Here is a 19,277-nt window from a genome sequence, read left to right on the forward strand (position 1 = left end):
AATCGTCAGGCTTCTTATGCTGTATGTCCAGAACCCCGGTGTCTCCGAAAGAGAACCGGGGTTCTGGCGTTTACGCGCGGAAAAAGGCGATCACTAAAAAATCGCTTTTACCAATATTGTTTGTGCGCACGCTACGTGCACACAAACAAATCACGCCGATCAAGAACGCCCGCTTAGGCAGCAGGACCCGCACTGCCGCCAGCGTCGACGGGTAAGTGGCTATCCACCGAATCGATTTGGCCAACTTCTGCAAGCAATGCCTCATCGCGAGCGATGACTTTCGGCAGGTGCGTGCGCAGAAATTCCACCCACGTCCGCGTCTTTGCGTCGATGAACTTGCGCGACGGATAGAGCGCGTAAATATTCATCTTCTGCAGCGTATATTCCGGTAGCACACGCACCAGCGTGCCATCGCGTAATCCGGAAATGGCCGCGTACAGCGGCACCATCCCGATTCCCATTCCTTCGCGAATTGCCATCACCAGCGACTCGGCGATGTTGACGTGCACCGGCCCATCCACTTCCATCAGTTCGCTGCCATTTGGACCCTCGAGCGTCCATTCGTGCGGCGGAAATGCCGGCGTGTGCAGGATCAGACATTCATGGCGTGCGAGATCGGCCGGTTTTTGCGGCGCGCCGTGCGTTCGGATATACGCCGGCGATGCGCACAGGATGCTGAACGTCGTGCCCAGATGAAACGACACGAGCTCCGAGTTCGGCAATGTCGACGCGCCGATCACGGCGACATCGGCGCTGCCTTCGAACAGGTCGGGCATGCGTTGCGACAGCGTCAGTTCGACCGTCACCTCGGGATAGAGCGTGCGATACCGCGAAATGGCGGGCAGGATGTAGTGCTGCCCGATGCTCGCAAAGCTATGCATGCGCAACGCGCCGATCGGGCGTTCGTGCGCACAACTGGCTTCTTCTTCGGCGATATCGACGTCTGCGAGGATTTGTTGCGACCGTTTCAGATAGCGCTCGCCGGCGGTTGTGAGGGCCAGTCTGCGCGTCGAGCGATTCAGCAGGCGGGTGCGCAGATGCGCTTCGAGTTCAGAAACCGCGCGCGACATCGCACCGGTCGTCGAATTGAGTGACTGCGCGGCAGCGGTAAAGCTGCCGGCTTCGACTACGCGTACGAATACGCGCATGTTTTGTAGCGTGTCCATCAAACCTCTATTTCCTGACCAAGGCCATATTGTCCGCCTGTCGCAGAAAGCTATTGTTGTCCTTTCTGGAACATATGTTCTGCGCGTATTGGCTTAATGCGCGTATCGCGGAATCCTACAATCGGCGCCTCGTCTACTGGCGTAAGCAGTTCCCGCCGGTGGCTCTTTCAGCGACCAAACGGGGCGCACTGTTTTCAGATGAAACACGATCATGCGATCAAGCGGGCAGCCGGATTTTTCCGGCCGCATGGCCTCACGCAGCAACGCTTCAGCCGGCCTATGCTCGAACAGGCCATGCGCGACTGGGCGAATACCGACGGTCTGACCTGGCTGCATCTGCTGAAAACGGTGACCGCGGGTCTGCTCACGCTGGGCGTCGCGATGCTGCTCAATCTGCCGCAGCCGCGCATTGCAATGACCACCGTGTTCGTGCTGATGCAGCCGTTCAGCGGGATGGTCCTTGCGAAGAGCTTCTACCGGATTCTCGGCACGGCGGTCGGCACGGTCGCCGCGCTGCTGCTCGGCGGACTCTTCGTCCAGCAGCCCGAACTGTACATGCTCGGCATGATCGTGTGGGTGAGCGCCTGTATTGCGGCGGCGGTCCGGTATCGGCATTTCAGATGGTATGGCTTCGTGCTCGCGGGTTATACCGCCGCATTGATCGGCATTCCGAACGTAATGGCGCCGCAGGGACTATTCCTCGCGGCGCTCACGCGCGCGGCGGAGGTGGCGGTCGGAATCGTGTGTTCGAGCGCGGTCAGCGCGTTGATTCTGCCGCAGCGCACGAGTCTCGTGCTAAGGCGTACCCTGCAGATCCGGTACGCGAATTTTACTGCGTTCGCCGCCGAGGTGCTCGCACGCGGGCTCGAGCGTCATCAGTTCGAGCGGCGTTTCGCGGATTTCGTCGATGAAATCGCGGGCGTCGAGGCGACGCGCACGTTCGTCGCTTTCGAGGATCCGGCGTTGCGCTCGCGCGGTCAACATCTGGCGCGACTGAACAGCGAGTTCATGGATGCCTGCGCGCGCTTGCATGCACTGCATCAGCTGCTCAAGCGGCTGCGCGCGAACCATCACGCGTCGATACTCGAGGCGGTCGCGCCGTACTTCGACGAACTGGCCGCGTTGTTGGCAACCAGGTCACCGGAGGCCGTCGACGCTTCGCGCGTAGCCGCCGATCTGCGTCTGTTCCAGGCGAATCTGCCGCGCCGTATGCGCGAAACCAGGCGGCCACTCGAAACCGCGTCAGCCGAATCGCGCGCGGACTTCGATACCGCAGCGGAGTTGTTGTATCGCTTCGTGAGCGAATGGATCAATTATTCGGATACCTATGCGTCGTTGTCATGGCGAAAATCGGAACGCTGGCAGCATGCCGAACCGCGTCACCCGCACAAAAGTCACCATATAAGCCGCACCAATAACTTCGTCGTACTGTTCGCGTTCGTGCGTTCGGCGGTCGTGATCGGGATTGCCGGATCGTTCTGGATCGCAACCAACTGGCCGAGCGGCGGACTCGCGGTAATCGGCGCGACGCTGGTTTGCGCGTTGACGTCGACCGCGCCCAACTCGACGAAAATGGCCGTACAGATGGCAATCGGCGCGGTGGCCGCGACCCTGACCGGCTATCTGTTCATGTGCTACGTGTATCCGAATATCGACGGCTTCCCACTGCTTTGCGCGGTACTCGCACCGGTGCTCGCGTGCGGTGCGTTCATCGCGACGCGCCGCGGCGCGGCCGGCTATGGGATCGGTTTCTCGGTGTTCTTCTGTCTGCTGGCCGGCCCCGACAACGTCGTCAGCTACACCCCTGATCTGCTGCTCAACAACGGTATCGCGCTGACCGCGGCGATGCTGCTCGCGGCGCTTGCCTTCGCGGTGGTGTTTCCCGCCGACATGCGCTGGCTGACCGGGCAGATCATGGGCGATCTGCGTGCTCAGGCGGTTCGCGCGTGCAAGGACGACTTGCCGGGCCTCAATCAGCGTTTCCAGTCGAGCACGCACGATCTGACTTCGCAGCTGCGGATGCTGTTGACGCACCGCTCGCGGCGCCGGCGAGAGGCATTGCGCTGGATGCTGGCGACGATCGAAGTCGGCCACGCGGTCATCGACCTGCGCAACGAAGCGGCGCGCGCACAGTACGTGGACACGCTCGAGCCGCGCTGGCGTCGCGTGCTAGCCGATACCTGCGACGATCTCGCGCACCTGTTCGCGCACCCTGAGCCACGCGCGCTCGAACGCGCACTGATCTCCGTGCGCACGGCGTCGTGGCTTGCCCAGGACGCCCTGCAAACGGTGCATGCGGACCGCGACAGGCGTCACGACCTGCAGCGCATCCTCAGCTGTCTGCACTTCATCCGGACCGCGTTGCTCGACCGTGACGCGCCGTTTAACCGGCGCTGAGCGGGACGGCGATCTTTCCGCCAGATGGAAGAATCCCTTCCGGGCGACCCCGTTTATCCAGGTAGGTGGCGGTCATATAGTTTCGTCACTGCTTCACAGCAGTAGTCGTAAGTCCTGGAGAAAGTGATGAAAGTGTTGAAGATGGTTGTGATTGCCTGTTCCTTGTCCGCTACCGCCGCTGCCTATGCGCAAACCGCGCCGGCAGAAGCGCCGCAACAGGTTGCGCAGGCCGCGACGCCGCGCGCAAACAACGCGGTGACCCCGAGCCGCGTACTGGCGTCGAAAGCAAAAGCCGACGAGTGCGTTGGCCCGGTGAGCTTCTGCAATATCTACTTCGGTAGCTAAGGCAGTGCCCGCTGCATCGCGCGACATGCCGGCTGGTGCCTGATGATGCCTGGCTGACGCGTAACCTCTGTCGCGAACCCTGTCTCGCGACCCAACACCTGCCTGCGACGCCGTCCGATCGAGACGCCGCGGCGGGTGCGGCACCCGCCTGGTGAACCAAGCACACCGCAGACGTGCGCGCCAGAGACGGAGCTGGTGACTATGGAGAGACCCGTTTCATGTACGAAGACCGCATTCGTTGCGCCGCGCTGCGCGAAAAAATCACCACGGCCGCCGACGCGGCGCTTCTGATTCAGGACGGCATGCGCGTTGGCGCAAGCGGCTTTACGCGCGCGGGCGACGCGAAGGCCGTGCCGGTCGCGCTGGCCGAGCGCGCACGCCAGCAGAGCGAGCCGCTGCGCATCACGTTGATGACCGGCGCCTCGCTGGGCCACGACGTCGACCGCATGCTGACCGAAGCACACGTGCTCGCGCGCCGTCTGCCGTTTCAGGTGGACAAGACGCTGCGCGACGCGATCAATCGCGGCGAAGTGATGTTCGTCGATCAGCATCTGTCCGAGACCGTCGAAATGCTGCGCGCCAACCAGCTCGGCAAGCTCGACGTCGCGATCATCGAAGCGGCGGCGATCACCGAAAGCGGCGGCATCGTGCCGACCACCTCGGTCGGCAATTCGGCGAGCTTCGCGATTCTCGCCGAGAAGGTCATCGTCGAAATCAATCTCGCGCAGCCGCTCGCGCTCGAGGGCTTGCACGACATCTGGATTCCGGGCCGCCGGCCGCATCGCGAGCCGCTGTCGATCGTGCGCCCGCAGGACCGCGTCGGCACGCCGGCCATCGAGATCCCGCCTGAAAAAATCGCGGCGATCGTCATCACCGACATGCCCGACAGTTCGTCCACGGTGTTGCCGGCAGACGAGGAAACCGCTGCGATCGCCGGCCATCTGATCGAATTCTTCCAGCACGAAGTCACGCACGGCCGTATGCCGAAGCAGTTGCCGCCGTTGCAGGCGGGGATCGGCACGATCGCCAACGCGGTGCTGGCCGGCTTCGTCGATTCGCCGTTCGACGTGTTCGAAATCTATTCGGAAGTCCTACAGGATTCGACCTTCGATCTGATGGATGCCGGCAAGGTCAGCTTCGCATCCGGTGCATCGATCACGCTGTCGGCGACGCGTCAGGCCCAGGTATTCGGCGAACTCGAACGCTATCGCGACCGGCTGGTGCTGCGTCCGCAGGAAGTCAGCAATCACCCGGAAGTGATCCGCCGGCTCGGTCTGATCGCGCTGAATACCGCGCTCGAATTCGACATCTACGGCAACGTGAATTCGACGCACGTGGGCGGCACGCACATGATGAACGGCATCGGCGGCTCGGGAGATTTTGCGCGCAACGCGTCGTGCGCGATCTTCGCGACCAAGTCGATCGCGAAAGACGGCCGCATTTCGAGCATCGTGCCGATGGTCCCGCATTGCGATCACAACGAACACGATGTCGATGTGGTGGTGACCGAGCAGGGTCTTGCCGATCTGCGCGGACTCGCGCCGCGCGAACGCGCTCAGCTGATTATCGAGCGTTGCGTGCATCCGCTGTATCGCGATCAACTGCGCGACTACTATCGTGACGCATTGCAGTGGGGCGGGCAGACGCCGCATCGTCTCGACCAGGCATTCGCATGGCACCAGCGCCTGCGCGAGACGGGTTCGATGCTGCCGGCCTGATCTGTAATCGAACGGAAAGAAAAGCGGTCTGTAAAAAGAAAGAAGCGCCAGCGGCACGAGCCGGCTGGCGCTTCTTCATTTATTGAATGATTGAAAGCTGTGCTTAAGAACCTCGTCGCACGAGCCGGATAATAAACAGCAGAATCACCGCGCCGATCAATGCGGTAATGATCGAGCCGAACCAGCCGCTGCCGAGCGAAATATGCAGCACGCCGGCGAGCCAGCCGCCGATGAACGCGCCGACAATCCCGACGATGATGTCGACAATCAGGCCGAAGCCGCCGCCTCTGACCAGCACACCGGCGAGCCAGCCCGCGATTGCGCCGATGATAAGCCATGCAATGATGCCGTGTTCCATATTCGAGACTCCGTAGTTGTATGTGAAAAAATCACGGTGATAGAGCTTAGTCGAAGGTTATGGGACAGTCCATGTTGAGGACACGGAATTAACATTGTCTAAATCTGCTGCCAGCTAAGTGTAGACGATGTGCCGCGAATAAAGTGGCGTGACACTCGCGGCTTCACTCGGGCGTAGGCTCGGCTTCGCGCGCGCTCCAACTGACGCTCGATACGCTTTTCTCCATGCTCAGGCGGCTCGCCATCTGCTCGAGCTTCGATTGATACTTCGGATGCAGCTTCAGCGTCGCGGCGACGCGAATTCGACTGGAGTCGTTGTCGACGTCCTCGCTCGTCAGGCTTTGAAACGACAGCGGCGCCGAATACATCGAGTTCGAGATCGCGGTGCGGATGTGAATCTCGTCGGCTTCGCGGCATACGATCGTCAGTACGTATTCGCGCACCAGGTCGGCGTTTGAAACCGGCGTCGCATTGATCATCCGGCTCACTTCGCGCAGCACGGTATTGGTCAGCAGCACGATCACGGTGCCCGCGAGCGCGGGCCCGTAATGTCCGGCGCCGCTCAATACGCCGACCGCCGCCGAGCACCAGAGTGTCGCCGCGGTGTTGATCCCCTGGATCGAGCCCTTGTCGCGCATGATCACGCCGCCGCCGAGAAAGCCGACGCCGGACACCACATAGGCGGCGATCTGGGTCACGCCGGACACGCCGTTGCCGGTCAGCACGCCGAGCGTGACGAACAGGCATGAGCCGCTCGCGACGAGCGTGATCGTGCGCAAGCCGGCATTGCGCTGGCGCATCTGCCGTTCGAGGCCAATGGCCACGCCACAGGCGAAAGCGGTCAGAAGCCGCAGGAAGAATTCGAGTGTCATCGTTCAGAAAGGTTGGCGCGCGTGCCGCTGCAGTGTGAGTCATTCGCATGACAGCGTCGGGTCGTCTACGATCTTTCGTTGACCGAACGGACGAACGTGCGCGCTCACGCGCGATGCGGCGCGCGCACGCGAACCCGGCGGCGCATCAGGCGGCGGGTTCGACGCGTGCGGCATCGGCATGGCGGTGCGCCACGCGCTGCTTCACTGGCAGTACGACACGTGAATGAAAAACGTAAAGGAGACGAGAGCGACGTGCGCCATCGAGCCCGAGGGCAGGACGGCGACAGAACGAATGGACTGACGCGGAAACCTGCCGCTCAGGCGAGCGGGCAAATCGATACTCGGCGGCTACAACTGCTACTGTCCAAGATCGTGATTCCGGTTAAAAGAAGTGCGCGAATTTTAGGCGGCTGTGTAAAGGTTCGTCAAGCCGTGCCGCCATGCCGGCTCGCGCGATCGACACTCGAGATTAAAACGGACTCCGAATATTTCATTCGGGCTCGCTTTGCACCAGCCCTGGCACCAGCCCTGGCACCAGCCGCACGCGCGTGATTTCCGACGGTGCGCCCAGCCGCTTCGGCGGTCCCCAATAACCGGTCCCGCGGCTCGTATAGACCCACAGTCCGTTCAGGCGCGCGAGACCCGCGGTGAACGGCTGCTGCAGCCGCACGAAGAAATTCCACGGGAAGAACTGGCCGCCGTGCGTATGCCCGGACAACTGCAACGTAAAGCCGGCTGCCGCGGCCGCTTCGGCCGAGCGCGGCTGGTGCGCGAGCAGTACCTTGATCAGCACGTCGCCGGGCGCGCCCGCGAGTGCCGCGACCGGGTCGCTGCGATGCGCGGGGTCGTGGTGGCCGGCGGAGTAGTCGGTGACGCCGGCGATCACCGCGCGGGCTCCGTCGTGATCGACGACTACGTGCTGGTTCAGCAGCACCTGCAGACCGAGCCGGCGGAATTCGGCGATCCACGAGTTCGCGCCCGAGTAGTACTCGTGATTGCCGGTCACCAGAAACGCGCCGTGCCGTGCGCTAAGACGCGATAACGGCTGCGTATGCCGGCTCAGTTTCGCGACGCTGCCGTCGACCACATCGCCGGTCACCGCGATCAGATCCGGCTGCAGGCGATTGACCGCGTCGACGATCGCATCGACATAGCGGCTCTTGATCGTCGGGCCGACGTGAATATCGCTGATCTGCACGATCGTGAATCCGTCGAGCGCGGCGGGCAGATCGTCGATCGGCACGTCGATCGTGACGACGCGCGCGCGACGCCGCGCATTGACGAGGCCGATCAGCGTCGACAGCAACGCGGCGAGCGGCACCGCCGCCGCCGAACCGGTGCGCCAATGCGCGATCGCGAGCGTGTTCGGCCAGATCGCATCGATCGTCAGCAGCGACGCGAGCACGATATCGCGCGCGAACGTCAGCACCAGCAGCGACGAAAAAAAGCCCATCGCCAGCAAGCCGATCCACGCGACCCGGTCGCCGAGCGGCTGGCGCTTGATGCTGCGCGCCATCATGCCGAGCGGAATCACGAAGATCGACAGCACCAGCCACAGCACACACAGTGAGCGGGCAGTCGCGCCGATCGGCATGTCGGGCAGCAGGCGCAAGCCGACATAGATATGCAGCACGATGCCAATCAGAATGATGCGGGTAAGAAACGATGAACGGCGCATAGAGAGGATCGGGACGGGAAGGGACCGAAGGCCGGAGCCGACGACGGCGCCGCGTTCGGTGAGCGGCCGCTGCACGAGGCGCGTATTGCGCTGATCAATGCGGCCCGACACATGGGCGGCATAACGAAAGGCAGCCCGGAAAAGCAGCCCGATGCATGCGGCGAGTCATTCTACCGGCATGTTCAGGCCCTTGCTGGCGACGCAAAATTCGCGCCCCCGCACTGCAACGCGAGCATTTTTGAAAAGGCCAACGCGTACCCCGATGTGCGCAACAAGCCGTCCGCTAGCGCGACTACACCTCGGGGGCGTAACAACTGCTTGCCGGTAATCCGGCAGCACCGCGCGGCACGTATTTCAATGCCTATGCAAGCTAATTAAATGGGCTTTGAATTGTGTTGGGCGGTGGACTATGCTTGAACGAACCAGCAGATTTCGCGGCCAGCGCGGCAGTTATGCGAGGCCACGGCGGGACGCATCGCGGTGGGGGCCGCGCGGTTCCATTGCGACTGGTTCTATCGCCGGCACAGAGGCAGGGCGACGGGAGGCACACATGAAGCTGCTCAAATCGGATCGCCACTGGCGCCATGCGCACGACGCGCCTCACGTTCATCATGCGCATCACGTCGGGTATGAGGGCAGTCATGTGATGCTGCCGCTCGTCGGCATTTCGCTGATGGCGATTGCGCTGTATGTCGGCGTGCGCAATATCGAATTTTCCGAACTCGGCAAAAGCGCGCTGTTCGACGTGGTGATGGTTTGCGTGGCACTCGGCATAGCCGGACTATTCGGGGCGGTCGGCGCATGGCTGCGCTCGAATGGGGACGACGCCGAAGAGGGCTTCTGCTTTATCGGCGCGTTGATCGGCACGGTGGTGTTTTATATCGCAGTGCTGACCTGACCTGACCTTACTTGACGCGAAGCGGATAACAAGAAGCGCGCGGCATGCAACCCGCACCTCGCGCTCCGTACCGCGCATCGCATCACGCGCTTAACTCATTCATCAAACGATCCGCGCCGCCTCGTCGAACGAAAAACGCGGGCTGCGCGGAAACAGCTTCGACGCATCGCCGTAACCCAGGTTGATCAGGAAGTTCGACTTCACGGTCGTGCCCGCGAAGAACGCCGCATCGACCTTCTGCGCGTCGAAGCCGGACATCGGCCCGGTGTCGAGACCGAGCGCGCGGGCGGCGAGAATCAGATAACCGCCTTGCAGCGTCGAATTGCGAAACGCGGTATCGGCGATCGCGCGCTCGTTGCCGGCGAACCAGCTGCGCGCGTCCGCATGCGGAAACAGCTTCGGCAACTGCTCGTAAAACGCCATGTCCATTCCGACGATCACGGTAACGGGCGCGGCCATCGTTTTCTCGAGATTGCCGGCCGATAACGCCGGGCGCAGTTTTTCCTTGCCCTCGGGCGTCTTCACGAACACGAAGCGGCCCGGGCTCGAATTGGCCGAGGTCGGGCCGAGCAGCACGAGTTCGGTGAGCTGCTTCAGCAACGCGTCGTCGACCGGTTTGTTTTGCCAGCCGTTGTGGGTGCGTGCGTCGCGAAAGAGTTGGGCGAGCGCCTGATCGGAAAGAGTCATGAACGTGGTCCGTGAAAGAATGGTAAGGAAACCCAGGAAAAACGCGGCAGCACGGGTCGATCGACTTCGCGGCACGGCGCTTTGGGGGGCCAGCTGTTGCCGCCATAATAGCCAGGGTTTTTACTCGCCAGCTCGTATTCAGGCATTCCGATGACCGATCTATTCAACGACCTGCCGGCGCCCGACGTCGACTGGTATCCGGACTGGCTCGCGCCCGCCACGGCCGGGGAAATTCTCGCGCGGCTGATCGACGAGGTGCAATGGCGTCAGGACACGATGGGCACGCCCGCCGGCCGGGTCGCGTTGCCGCGTCTGACCGCGTGGCAAGGCGAGCCCGACGCGGTCTATATCTACTCGGGCATTCGCAACGTCCCGCAGCCGTGGACGCCCGCCGTCGCCGAACTCAAAGCCGCCGCCGAAGCGACCAGCGGCGCGCGTTTTAACAGCGTGCTGCTGAATCGCTACCGCAGCGGCGCCGACAGCATGGGCTGGCACGCGGACCGCGAACCCGAACTCGGCAGGCAGCCGGTGATCGCGTCGGTGAGTCTGGGCGTCGCGCGTACCTTCGATCTGCGCCACAACAAGACCGGCGTCGTGCAGTCGTTCTCGCTGAAGGGCGGCAGCCTGCTGGTGATGAAGGGCGACACCCAGGCGCAGTGGCGTCATCGCGTGCCGAAGCAGCCGCGCGTGAGCGGCGAGCGCATCAATCTGACGTTCCGCTGGGTCACGCCGCGCCAGCCGGGATAAATCCCAACGCGTTCCCAACCGCGATCTCCGCTGCATTTCCCGCCGCAATCCAAACAATTCGACCATAAACCAGGGACAATCCCGCACGCGATACCAAAATTGGTATCGACGGCGCGAATCATATGATTGGACGGTTAACGCGTCGCACAGTACGCTACATCACGATCCACGCACCATGAGGGCCACGAGGGCTGGGCAGGTGACGGGGTCGCGACACAACAACGATTAAGGAGACAGTCATGGCGAATACACGACGTGCTGCGTGCCGCGCTCTGGGCGCGCTTGCACTTTCCGCGGGTCTTGGAATGCTGACGCTGGGCGCGCCCGTCGCGCACGCCGAGGACAAGCAGATCACGCTAGGTTTCGCGCAGGTCGGCGCGGAAAGCGCGTGGCGCACCGCGAATACCGAGTCGGTGAAGTCGGCGGCGGCGGACGCCAAGATCAAGCTCAAATTCTCCGATGCCCAGCAGAAACAGGAAAACCAGATCAAGGCGATCCGCTCGTATATCGCGCAGAAGGTCGACGTGATCGCGTTCTCGCCGGTGGTCGAATCGGGCTGGGAGCCGGTGCTGCGTGAAGCGAAAGCCGCGAACATTCCGGTGATCCTGACCGACCGCAACATCGACGTGAAAGACACGTCGCTGTACGTGACGATGATCGGCTCGGACTTCCTCGAAGAAGGCCGGCGCGGCGGCAAGTGGCTCGAAGATCACTACAAGAACGACAAAGGCCCGGTCAATATCGCCGAGCTGCAAGGCACGGTCGGTTCGGCGCCGGCCAACGACCGCCACTCCGGTCTGATCGAAGTGATCAAGACCGATCCGAAGTTCAAGATCATCGCGTCGCAAAGCGGCGACTTCACGCTCGCCGGCGGCAAGCAGGTGATGGAAGCGTTCATCAAGACCTACGGCAACAAGATCAACGTGGTCTACGCGCATAACGACGACATGGCGCTCGGCGCGATCCAGGCGATGGAAGAAGCCGGCATGCATCCGGGCAAGGACGTGATCGTGGTGTCGTTCGACGCGACCAAGGGCGGCTTCCAGGCGATGGCCGCGGGCAAGATGAACGTCGACGTCGAATGCAGCCCGCTGCTCGGACCGCAACTGATGTCCGCGGTCAAGGACGTGGTGGCCGGCAAGCAACTGCCGAAGCGGATCCTGACGGAAGAGACGGTGTTCCCGATGAGCGTGGCCGCGCAGACGCTGCCGACGCGTAAGTACTGACGCTATCGAGGCAAGCCGGGACCCACGCGGCGCGTGCGGTCCCGGCGCCGCGCGCCGTTACGAGGGGCGCGCAACCGATGTGCACCGAGATGCGCAACCGAGAACGTGCAACCGGCGTGCAGCACGACCAGATCATAAGGTTTCTCCAGTGGTGCCTGACCGCCCGGGCTGCTTCGGCAGCGGGCGGTCTCTTTTCACGGGCCTGCCGTTGGCACCGCCGCCAAACCACGCATAGAAGATCGAGCGAGGTCCATGACCCATTCCGCTTCCGAACCGAATCAGCCCGGCCAGCCTGAGAGCGGCTCGCCGGGTACTCCGGCCGCCCACGATGGCGCCGGCACGCGCGCGCCGATCCTCGAGATGGCCGGCGTCAGCAAGACCTTCCCGGGCGTCAAGGCGCTGCAACGCGTCGACTTCCGGCTCTATCCCGGCGAAGTCCACACCTTGATGGGCCAGAACGGCGCCGGCAAATCGACCCTTATCAACGTACTGACCGGCGTATTCGCGCCCGATGGCGGCACGATCCGGCTCGGCGGCCAGGAGGTCGCGTTCGCGTCGCCGCAGGAGGCCGAAGCGGCCGGCGTGCGCACGCTGTATCAGGAAGTGAATCTGTGCACGAATCTGTCGGTCGCGGAAAACATCTTCGCGGGCCGGCAGCCGCGCCGCTTCGGCGCGATCGACTGGGCCGACATCAAGCGTCGCGCGCAGGAAGCGCTCGCGCGTCTGGACGTATCGCTCGACGTGACCCGCTCGCTCGACGCGTATCCGATCGCGGTCCAGCAGATGGTCGCGATCGCGCGGGCGCTGTCGGTCGACGCGCGCGTGCTGATTCTCGACGAGCCGACCTCGAGTCTCGACGACAGCGAGGTCGCGCAGCTGTTCAAGATCCTTCGGCATCTTAAGCAATCGGGCATCGCGATCCTGTTCGTCACGCACTTTCTCGAACAGACCTACGCGATCTCCGACCGCATCACGGTGATGCGCAACGGCGAGCGCGAGGGCGAATACCTTGCGCGCGATCTGCCGGCCGATCTGCTGGTCGCGAAGATGGTCGGCCACGAGCGCATGAGCGCGCGTCTGCGCGAAGCGGCGCACGAAGAGCAGGCCGCCGACGTTCTGCGGGACGAACTGCCGGAGAACGCAGCGAATGCAACGCACGCAACGGAAGCAACCGAAGCAGCAAGCGCAGCGAACCGCCAACCGTTCATCGAACTGCGCGGCGTGGGCCGGCGCGGCACCTTGCAGCCGATCGATCTCGACGTGCAGCCGGGCCAGATTCTCGGCCTCGCCGGTCTGCTCGGCTCCGGCCGCACCGAAACCGCGCGCCTGCTGTTCGGCGCGGACCGCGCGGACAGCGGCACGATCCTCGTGAACGGCAAGCCGGTGAAACTGCGCTCGCCGCACGATGCGGTGCGCCACGGCATCGGCTATTGCGCGGAAGACCGCAAGAAGGAGGGCATCGTCGCCGAACTGTCGATCCGCGAAAACATCATGCTCGCGTTGCAGGCGCGCCGCGGCTGGTGGCGCAAGATCAGCCGCCAACGCGCGCGCGAACTGGCCGATACGTGGATCGAGCGGCTCGGCATCAAGGCGTCGGACGCCGAGCAGCCGATCGCGCTGCTGTCCGGCGGCAACCAGCAGAAGGCGCTGCTCGCGCGCTGGCTCGCGACCGATCCGAAGCTGCTGATTCTCGACGAACCGACTCGCGGCATCGACGTCGCCGCGAAGTTCGACATCATGGACCGGCTGCTCGCGCTGTGCGCGAACGGTCTGTCGATCCTGTTCATCTCATCGGAGATCAGCGAGGTGCTGCGCGTCAGCCATCGGGTCGCGGTGCTGCGCGATCGCCGCAAGATCGCCGAGGTCGCCGGCACCGCATCGAACGAGGACAACATCTACCGACTGATCGCAGGGAGCGGCGAATGAAGCTATCGAACTGGGTCGCGCGCGACGGCGCCGACCGTCCGCTGCTGTGGCCATGCATCACGCTCGTGCTGTTGTGCGGGCTCAATCTGCTGGTCAATCCGCATTTCCTGTCGCTGCGGATGCTCGACGGCCATCTGTTCGGCGCGCCGATCGACATCCTGAATCGCGCGGCGCCGCTGGTGCTGGTCGCGATCGGCATGACGCTGGTGATCGCCACGCGCGGCATCGATATTTCGGTCGGCGCGGTAGTCGCGATCGCCGGCGCCGCCGCTGCGACGATCCTCGCGACGCAGCCTGTGCCGAGCGGCGCGCTGGTCGCGCAGGCGTTGATCGCCGCGTTGATCGTCGGGCTGCTGAGCGGGATGTGGAACGGCTTGCTGGTGTCGTTCGTCGGCATGCAGCCGATCATTGCGACGCTGATCCTGATGGTCGCCGGGCGCGGTATCGCGCAACTGCTGACCGCCGGCCAGATCATTCCGATCGGCGCGCCCGCGTATCTGTTCGTCGGCGGCGGCTACTGGCTCGGCGTGCCGTGCTCGGTGTGGATCGCGACGATCGCGGTGCTGGCGACCGCGGCGCTGGTCGAGGGCACCGCGCTCGGGCTGTTCATTCGCGCGATCGGCGTGAATCCGGTCGCGACGCGCCTCGTCGGTCTGCGCTCGAAGGCGATCGTGTTCGCGGTGTACGCGTTCTCGGGTCTGACCGCGGCGCTGGCCGGTATTCTGATCAGCTCGAACGTGCGCAGCGCGGACGGCAACAACGCGGGCCTGCTGCTCGAACTCGACGCGATTCTCGCGGTGACGCTCGGCGGCACGTCGCTGCTCGGCGGCCGCTTCAGTTTCGCCGGCACCGTGCTCGGCGCGCTGATCATCCAGACGCTCACGTACACGACCTATTCGATCGGCGTGCCGCCGGAAGCGACGCTGGTCGTGAAGGCGGCCGTCGTGCTGGCGGTCAGCGTGATCCAGTCGCCGGCGGCCCGCGCGCTCGCGGTGTCGTTCGGCGCATCGCTCGTCAAACATCGCGGGGTGGCACGATGACGCGCATTCTCGAAGCACTCGCGCGCGTGGTCGATCCGCGCACGCTGCCGATCGCGGTGACGATCCTGCTGTTCTGCGCGCTGTTCGGTTTCGGCTCGGTGATGTACACCGGCTTCTTCTCGTGGCAGGTGCTGCTCGATCTGCTGGTCGACAACGCGTTCCTGCTGATCGTCGCGATCGGCATGACGTTCGTAATCGTGTCGGGCGGCATCGATCTGTCGGTCGGTTCGGTGGTCGCGCTGACGACGATCGTCGAAGCGGTGCTGTCCGAGCACATGCATCTGTCGGTGTGGCTCATCATTCCGATCGTGCTGCTGATGGGCACCGTGTTCGGCGCGGTGCAGGGCGCGCTGATTCATTTCTTCAAACTGCAGGCGTTCATCGTCACGCTGGCCGGGATGTTCTTCGCGCGCGGGCTGTGTTTTCTGATCACCACGCAGTCGATCACGATCACCGATCCGACCTTCCAGAGGATCTCGGCGTTCCGTCTGAACATCGGCATCGGCTCGGTGTCGGCGAACGTGCTGATCGCGCTCGCGGCGCTCGCGGCCGCGATCTATATCGCGCATTTCACGCGCTTCGGCCGCAACGTCTATGCGGTCGGCGGCAATCCGCGCTCGGCGCTGCTGATGGGGCTGCCGGTGGCCCATACGCGGATCGGCGTGTATGCGCTGAGCGGCTTCTGCTCGGCGCTCGGCGGCGCGGTGTTCACGTTCTACGTGCTGTCCGGTTATGGGCTGCAAGGACAGGGGATGGAGCTCGATGCGATCGCCGCGACGGTGATCGGCGGCACGCTGCTGACGGGCGGGGTCGGCTATGTGATCGGTTCGTTGTTCGGCGTCGGCATTCTCGGCACGATCCAGACGCTGATCACGTTCGACGGCACGCTCAGTTCGTGGTGGACACGGATCGTGATCGGCGCGCTGCTGTGCGCGTTCTGTCTGCTGCAACGGCTGATCGAGCGGCATGCGAAGTCGGTCGGGCGGCCGGGCGGGACCGGCGCGGTCGCGAGCTCGGGGCGCGCGCATCCGCAACCGGAGAGTTCGGCATCTGCTTCGGATACCCAGGTGTTGGGCAGGGCGCCGGGGTAAGGGCGCTACGCATGCATGAGCGGCGCTGGCGCGAACGGGCGCGCCGCTCCTGCTCAACGGTCGCTGTTCTTGCGAAGCCGCCGCGCGTTCGCCCCGGTTTTACGGGTGCTCTGCTTGCGACCCGTCGTCTCCTGATGGCCCGCGCCGACCGTCCGCGCGGCCTGCTGAATCGCTGCCGCGAGGCGCTCCGCCGCCGCGGTCATCTCCGCCGCACTAAACCCGCCGAAACCGAGCACGAGCCCGGCGCGCGCGGTACCCGGCGCGTACATCGGCGAGACCGCGCGCACCGCCACGCCGGCCTGTGATGCCAGTTCGACCACCGTCCGGTCGTCGAGCGGCTCGGCCAGCCACAACACCAGATGCATCCCCTGATCGCCGGGATCGACCCACGCGAGTTCGCGCGGCAGCAAGCGTTCGAGCGTGCGGATCAGAAGTTGTCGCTGCTCCCCATACACGTTGCGCACCTTGCGAATGTGGCGCTCCAGATAGCCGTCGGCGATGAAGGCCGCGAGCGTGTGCTGGTCGCCGTTCGGCGGATGCCGGTCCAGCAGGATGCGCGCGCCGCAGAACGCATCGACGAGGGCCGCGGGCGCGATCACATAGCCGAGCCGCAGCGAAGGAAACAGCACCTTGCTGAAGGTGCCGAGATAGACGACCCGTTCGGGATCCTGTCCTTGTAGCGACGGAAACGGATAGCCCTCGTAGCGCAGCTCGCTGTCGTAGTCGTCCTCGACGATCCAGCTGTCGTTCGCGCGCGCCCACGCGAGCAACGCATTGCGTCGCGACATGCTGAGCGGCATACCGAGAGGGTACTGATGCGACGGCGTGACGAACACCGCACGCGCATGCGGCGCGAGGCGAATCCCGGCGGCGACATCGAGTCCCTGTTCATCGACCGGCACACGCACCATCGCCTGACCGTATCCGCTGCTCTCCAGAATCGCGGTGATGCCGCGATACGCGGGGTTCTCGACCCACGCCTGAGCGCCCGCGTCCAGCAGCACCTGGCACGCGAGGTACAGCCCCTGTTGCGTGCCGCTCGTGACGATGACCTGGCCGGGCTCGCAGCGCACCGAGCGGGATTTGCGCACGTAGTCGGCGATCGCCTCGCGCAGCGGCAACGCGCCGAGCGGATCGCCGTAGCCGGCCGGCGCGCCCGGACCGCGCACGCGGGTACGGTTGCCGAGCCGCCGCCAGATTTCGCCCGGCGCGGTCGTGCCGCCGGGCACCGAGATCGCGAACGGCACCGGCGCGAGCGGCCGGAACTCGCGTGCGATTCGCGCGAACGCGCTGGCGCGTTCGGGCAGCGTGGCCGCGCTTTTAGCGGAAGTTTTGAGCGCGGGGCGTTTGGTCTGCGCCGGCCGGGCCAGCGCCTGCGCGACACTCGTGCCCGCGCGTCCTCTGGATTCGAGCACGCCTTCGGCCAGTAGCTGCTCGTACGCATCGAGCGCGGTGCCGCGTCCGATCCGCAACGAAGCGGCCAGCGAGCGGGTGGACGGCAATGGATCGCCGGGCTGCACGAGCCCGTTGCGGACCGCTTCGCGCAGCGCCATCACGAGCTGGCGGGTGAGGTTGCCAGCCTCGCGGTCCAACGGGGCGAGCCACGGGAGGTCGGTGCTGCGGGCGGTTCTGGCCATGATTCTGGTTCTATCGATTCAGTAAAAACTGGATCTTCAGATTAAACCAGATTCCGGCACACTGGCTGCTATCGCGCGCGCTGCGCGGCCGACCCGAAACCCTCACGAGAGATCACGCACGATGTACCTGCCCGAACAGTTCAAGGAGTCCGACATCGACGCGCTGCACGCGCTGATCGAGCAGCGCGCGTTCGGCACGCTGGTCACGCACGGTCGCAGCGGCCTCGATGCGAATCACGTGCCGTTCGAGTTGTTACGCGCCGAAGGCGAGTTCGGCACGCTGCAGGCTCACGTCGCGCGCGCCAATCCGCTCTGGCAGGACGTCGCCGACAACGACGAGGTGCTGGTGATTTTCAATGCCGGCGATGCGTATATTTCGCCGAGCTGGTATCCGAGCAAGCACGAACACCACAAGCAGGTGCCGACGTGGAACTACGCGGTCGTGCATGCGCATGGGCGGATCCGGATTCGCGACGACAGCAAATTCGTGCGCGGCGTGGTCGCGCGGCTGACCCGTACCCACGAAGCGCAGGAGGCGCAGCCGTGGAAGATGGGCGACGCGCCGGCGGACTATCTGGACGAACTGCTCGCCGCGATCGTCGGCCTCGAAGTCGAGATCACGCGGCTGGTCGGCAAGCGCAAGCTCGGCCAGCATAAGGACGCGCGCGATATCCGCGGTCCCGGCGAGGTACTGGTGGCGCGCGGCAATCGGCAGATCGGCGACGCGATGCTCGCGTGTGCGGCCGGCAAGAGTGAATGACTCTGGTTCGGACTGCGAGCAATCGCGCCCAACGGTGCATGCGGAACGTCACCCGCCCAGCAGAATGATCGCGACCGTCAGCACGATGCCGAGCAGCGTCATCGCGAAGCCGGTCTTCAGTGCGCCGCCGCCGGTGTAGCGGCCCAGCGCGAAGCCCGCGGTGAACAGCATCAGCAGGGTCAGCACGCGTGAGATCACGAGCGCCGCCGTGCGATCGTCGATCAGCAGAAACGGCAGCGCGACCGGAAACGTCGCGATGACGACCAGCAGGAACACCCCGAGCGCGCCGACGAAGTCCTCGCGGATGAAATGAGCGCGGGGTGGCAGCGAGGTTCTGGCGGCGAGACGCGCGCGAATCAGTTCGAGCTCCGCATCGTCGACGAGCGGTTCCAGCGACGCCGGCAACGCGTCGCGCAAAGTCTGCACGGCGGCCGCGCGATTCGCGTCGCGCTTCACGGTCGCCGCGAGCGTCAGCCGCTGGCCGCGATCGGCCAGATTGCGCACGATGAACATCACCGCATCCGCGAGGCCCCACGCGAGGTTGCAGCCGAGCGCGGTGAAAAACAGCTTGCGGCCGGCGTCGTCGCCCGCGCCGACCGCCTTGACCGCGCCGACGAACGTCAACGCCATGAACAGGCCGAAACACAGTTCGGTCACGCGGTCGACGGTATTGAGGACCGGCTGGCGCTTTTCGGGCACCTGCTGCTGGAGAGAAGGGGCGGTGGCCACGGG

Annotated in this window: 17 protein-coding genes; 10 read left to right on the plus strand and 7 right to left on the minus strand. The window is 64.4% G+C overall.

Translation table 11 applies throughout. The features are described from left to right. Positions 1-173: 173 nt before the first annotated feature. Positions 174-1,166, minus strand: coding sequence for a LysR family transcriptional regulator (locus BTH42_RS25125; RefSeq protein WP_075303877.1), 993 nt, complete (start codon positions 1,164-1,166; stop codon positions 174-176). A gap of 198 nt (positions 1,167-1,364) precedes the next feature. Between BTH42_RS25125 and BTH42_RS25130 the strand changes: the two genes are divergently transcribed. From BTH42_RS25130 to BTH42_RS25140, 3 genes are all read left to right on the plus strand, one after another. Then, the gene (locus BTH42_RS25130; RefSeq protein WP_075303878.1) at positions 1,365-3,563 is read left to right on the plus strand and encodes an FUSC family protein; all 2,199 of its coding nucleotides are present in this window, start codon (positions 1,365-1,367) and stop codon (positions 3,561-3,563) included. A 126-nt stretch (positions 3,564-3,689) separates the two neighbouring features. Beyond that, positions 3,690-3,908, plus strand: coding sequence for a hypothetical protein (locus BTH42_RS25135; protein WP_075303879.1), 219 nt, complete (start codon positions 3,690-3,692; stop codon positions 3,906-3,908). Between the two features lie 218 nt (positions 3,909-4,126). Next, positions 4,127-5,626 (plus strand): acetyl-CoA hydrolase/transferase family protein, encoded by a 1,500-nt coding sequence (locus BTH42_RS25140; protein ID WP_075303880.1) that lies wholly within the window; start codon positions 4,127-4,129, stop codon positions 5,624-5,626. Positions 5,627-5,729: 103 nt separating this feature from the next. Here the strand turns inward: BTH42_RS25140 and BTH42_RS25145 are convergent, their stop codons facing one another. From BTH42_RS25145 to BTH42_RS25155, 3 genes are all read right to left on the minus strand, one after another. Further along, entirely contained in the window at positions 5,730-5,984 is a 255-nt protein-coding gene (locus BTH42_RS25145) for a GlsB/YeaQ/YmgE family stress response membrane protein (RefSeq protein WP_075303881.1), read from the minus strand. Between the two features lie 163 nt (positions 5,985-6,147). Beyond that, the gene (locus BTH42_RS25150; RefSeq protein ID WP_075303882.1) at positions 6,148-6,855 is read right to left on the minus strand and encodes an MgtC/SapB family protein; all 708 of its coding nucleotides are present in this window, start codon (positions 6,853-6,855) and stop codon (positions 6,148-6,150) included. Between the two features lie 490 nt (positions 6,856-7,345). Then, entirely contained in the window at positions 7,346-8,533 is a 1,188-nt protein-coding gene (locus tag BTH42_RS25155) for a metallophosphoesterase (RefSeq protein WP_075303883.1), read from the minus strand. A 550-nt stretch (positions 8,534-9,083) separates the two neighbouring features. Between BTH42_RS25155 and BTH42_RS25160 the strand changes: the two genes are divergently transcribed. Then, positions 9,084-9,431, plus strand: coding sequence for a hypothetical protein (locus tag BTH42_RS25160; protein ID WP_075303884.1), 348 nt, complete (start codon positions 9,084-9,086; stop codon positions 9,429-9,431). Between the two features lie 102 nt (positions 9,432-9,533). Here the strand turns inward: BTH42_RS25160 and BTH42_RS25165 are convergent, their stop codons facing one another. Next, complete coding sequence (locus BTH42_RS25165; protein ID WP_075303885.1) at positions 9,534-10,118, minus strand: malonic semialdehyde reductase; 585 nt, start codon at positions 10,116-10,118, stop codon at positions 9,534-9,536. 150 nt (positions 10,119-10,268) lie between these two features. Between BTH42_RS25165 and BTH42_RS25170 the strand changes: the two genes are divergently transcribed. The 5 genes from BTH42_RS25170 (at position 10,269) to yjfF (ending at position 16,148) form a co-directional block, all read left to right on the plus strand. After that, complete coding sequence (locus BTH42_RS25170) at positions 10,269-10,865, plus strand: alpha-ketoglutarate-dependent dioxygenase AlkB (protein ID WP_075303886.1); 597 nt, start codon at positions 10,269-10,271, stop codon at positions 10,863-10,865. Positions 10,866-11,104: 239 nt separating this feature from the next. After that, positions 11,105-12,091 (plus strand): ABC transporter substrate-binding protein, encoded by a 987-nt coding sequence (locus BTH42_RS25175; RefSeq protein ID WP_075303887.1) that lies wholly within the window; start codon positions 11,105-11,107, stop codon positions 12,089-12,091. Between the two features lie 252 nt (positions 12,092-12,343). Then, complete coding sequence (locus BTH42_RS25180) at positions 12,344-14,017, plus strand: sugar ABC transporter ATP-binding protein (protein ID WP_075303888.1); 1,674 nt, start codon at positions 12,344-12,346, stop codon at positions 14,015-14,017. Continuing rightward, positions 14,014-15,057, plus strand: a complete 1,044-nt coding sequence (locus tag BTH42_RS25185; protein WP_075303889.1) for an ABC transporter permease — start codon at positions 14,014-14,016, stop codon at positions 15,055-15,057. Before BTH42_RS25180 ends, BTH42_RS25185 begins: the two co-directional genes overlap by 4 nt. Then, a complete protein-coding gene (gene yjfF / locus BTH42_RS25190; RefSeq protein ID WP_075303890.1) occupies positions 15,054-16,148 on the plus strand; it encodes a galactofuranose ABC transporter, permease protein YjfF in 1,095 nt (364 codons plus the stop codon). The genes BTH42_RS25185 and yjfF overlap by 4 nt, the downstream gene beginning before the upstream one ends. Before the next feature lie 53 nt (positions 16,149-16,201). On the opposite strand, the gene BTH42_RS25195 is transcribed toward yjfF, so the two are convergent. Beyond that, positions 16,202-17,785 carry a PLP-dependent aminotransferase family protein gene (locus BTH42_RS25195; protein ID WP_075303891.1) on the minus strand — a complete coding sequence of 528 codons (1,584 nt, stop codon included), beginning with the start codon at positions 17,783-17,785 and terminating at the stop codon, positions 16,202-16,204. Between the two features lie 121 nt (positions 17,786-17,906). On the opposite strand from BTH42_RS25195, the gene BTH42_RS25200 reads away from it, so the two are divergent. Then, positions 17,907-18,545, plus strand: coding sequence for an FMN-binding negative transcriptional regulator (locus BTH42_RS25200; protein ID WP_075303892.1), 639 nt, complete (start codon positions 17,907-17,909; stop codon positions 18,543-18,545). A gap of 48 nt (positions 18,546-18,593) precedes the next feature. Here BTH42_RS25200 and BTH42_RS25205 read toward each other — a convergent pair whose 3' ends face one another. Continuing rightward, entirely contained in the window at positions 18,594-19,274 is a 681-nt protein-coding gene (locus BTH42_RS25205; protein WP_075303893.1) for a VIT1/CCC1 transporter family protein, read from the minus strand. Positions 19,275-19,277 lie beyond the last annotated feature (3 nt).

The sequence above is a fragment of the Burkholderia sp. SRS-W-2-2016 genome, assembly GCF_001931485.1.
GTDB lineage: Bacteria > Pseudomonadota > Gammaproteobacteria > Burkholderiales > Burkholderiaceae > Paraburkholderia.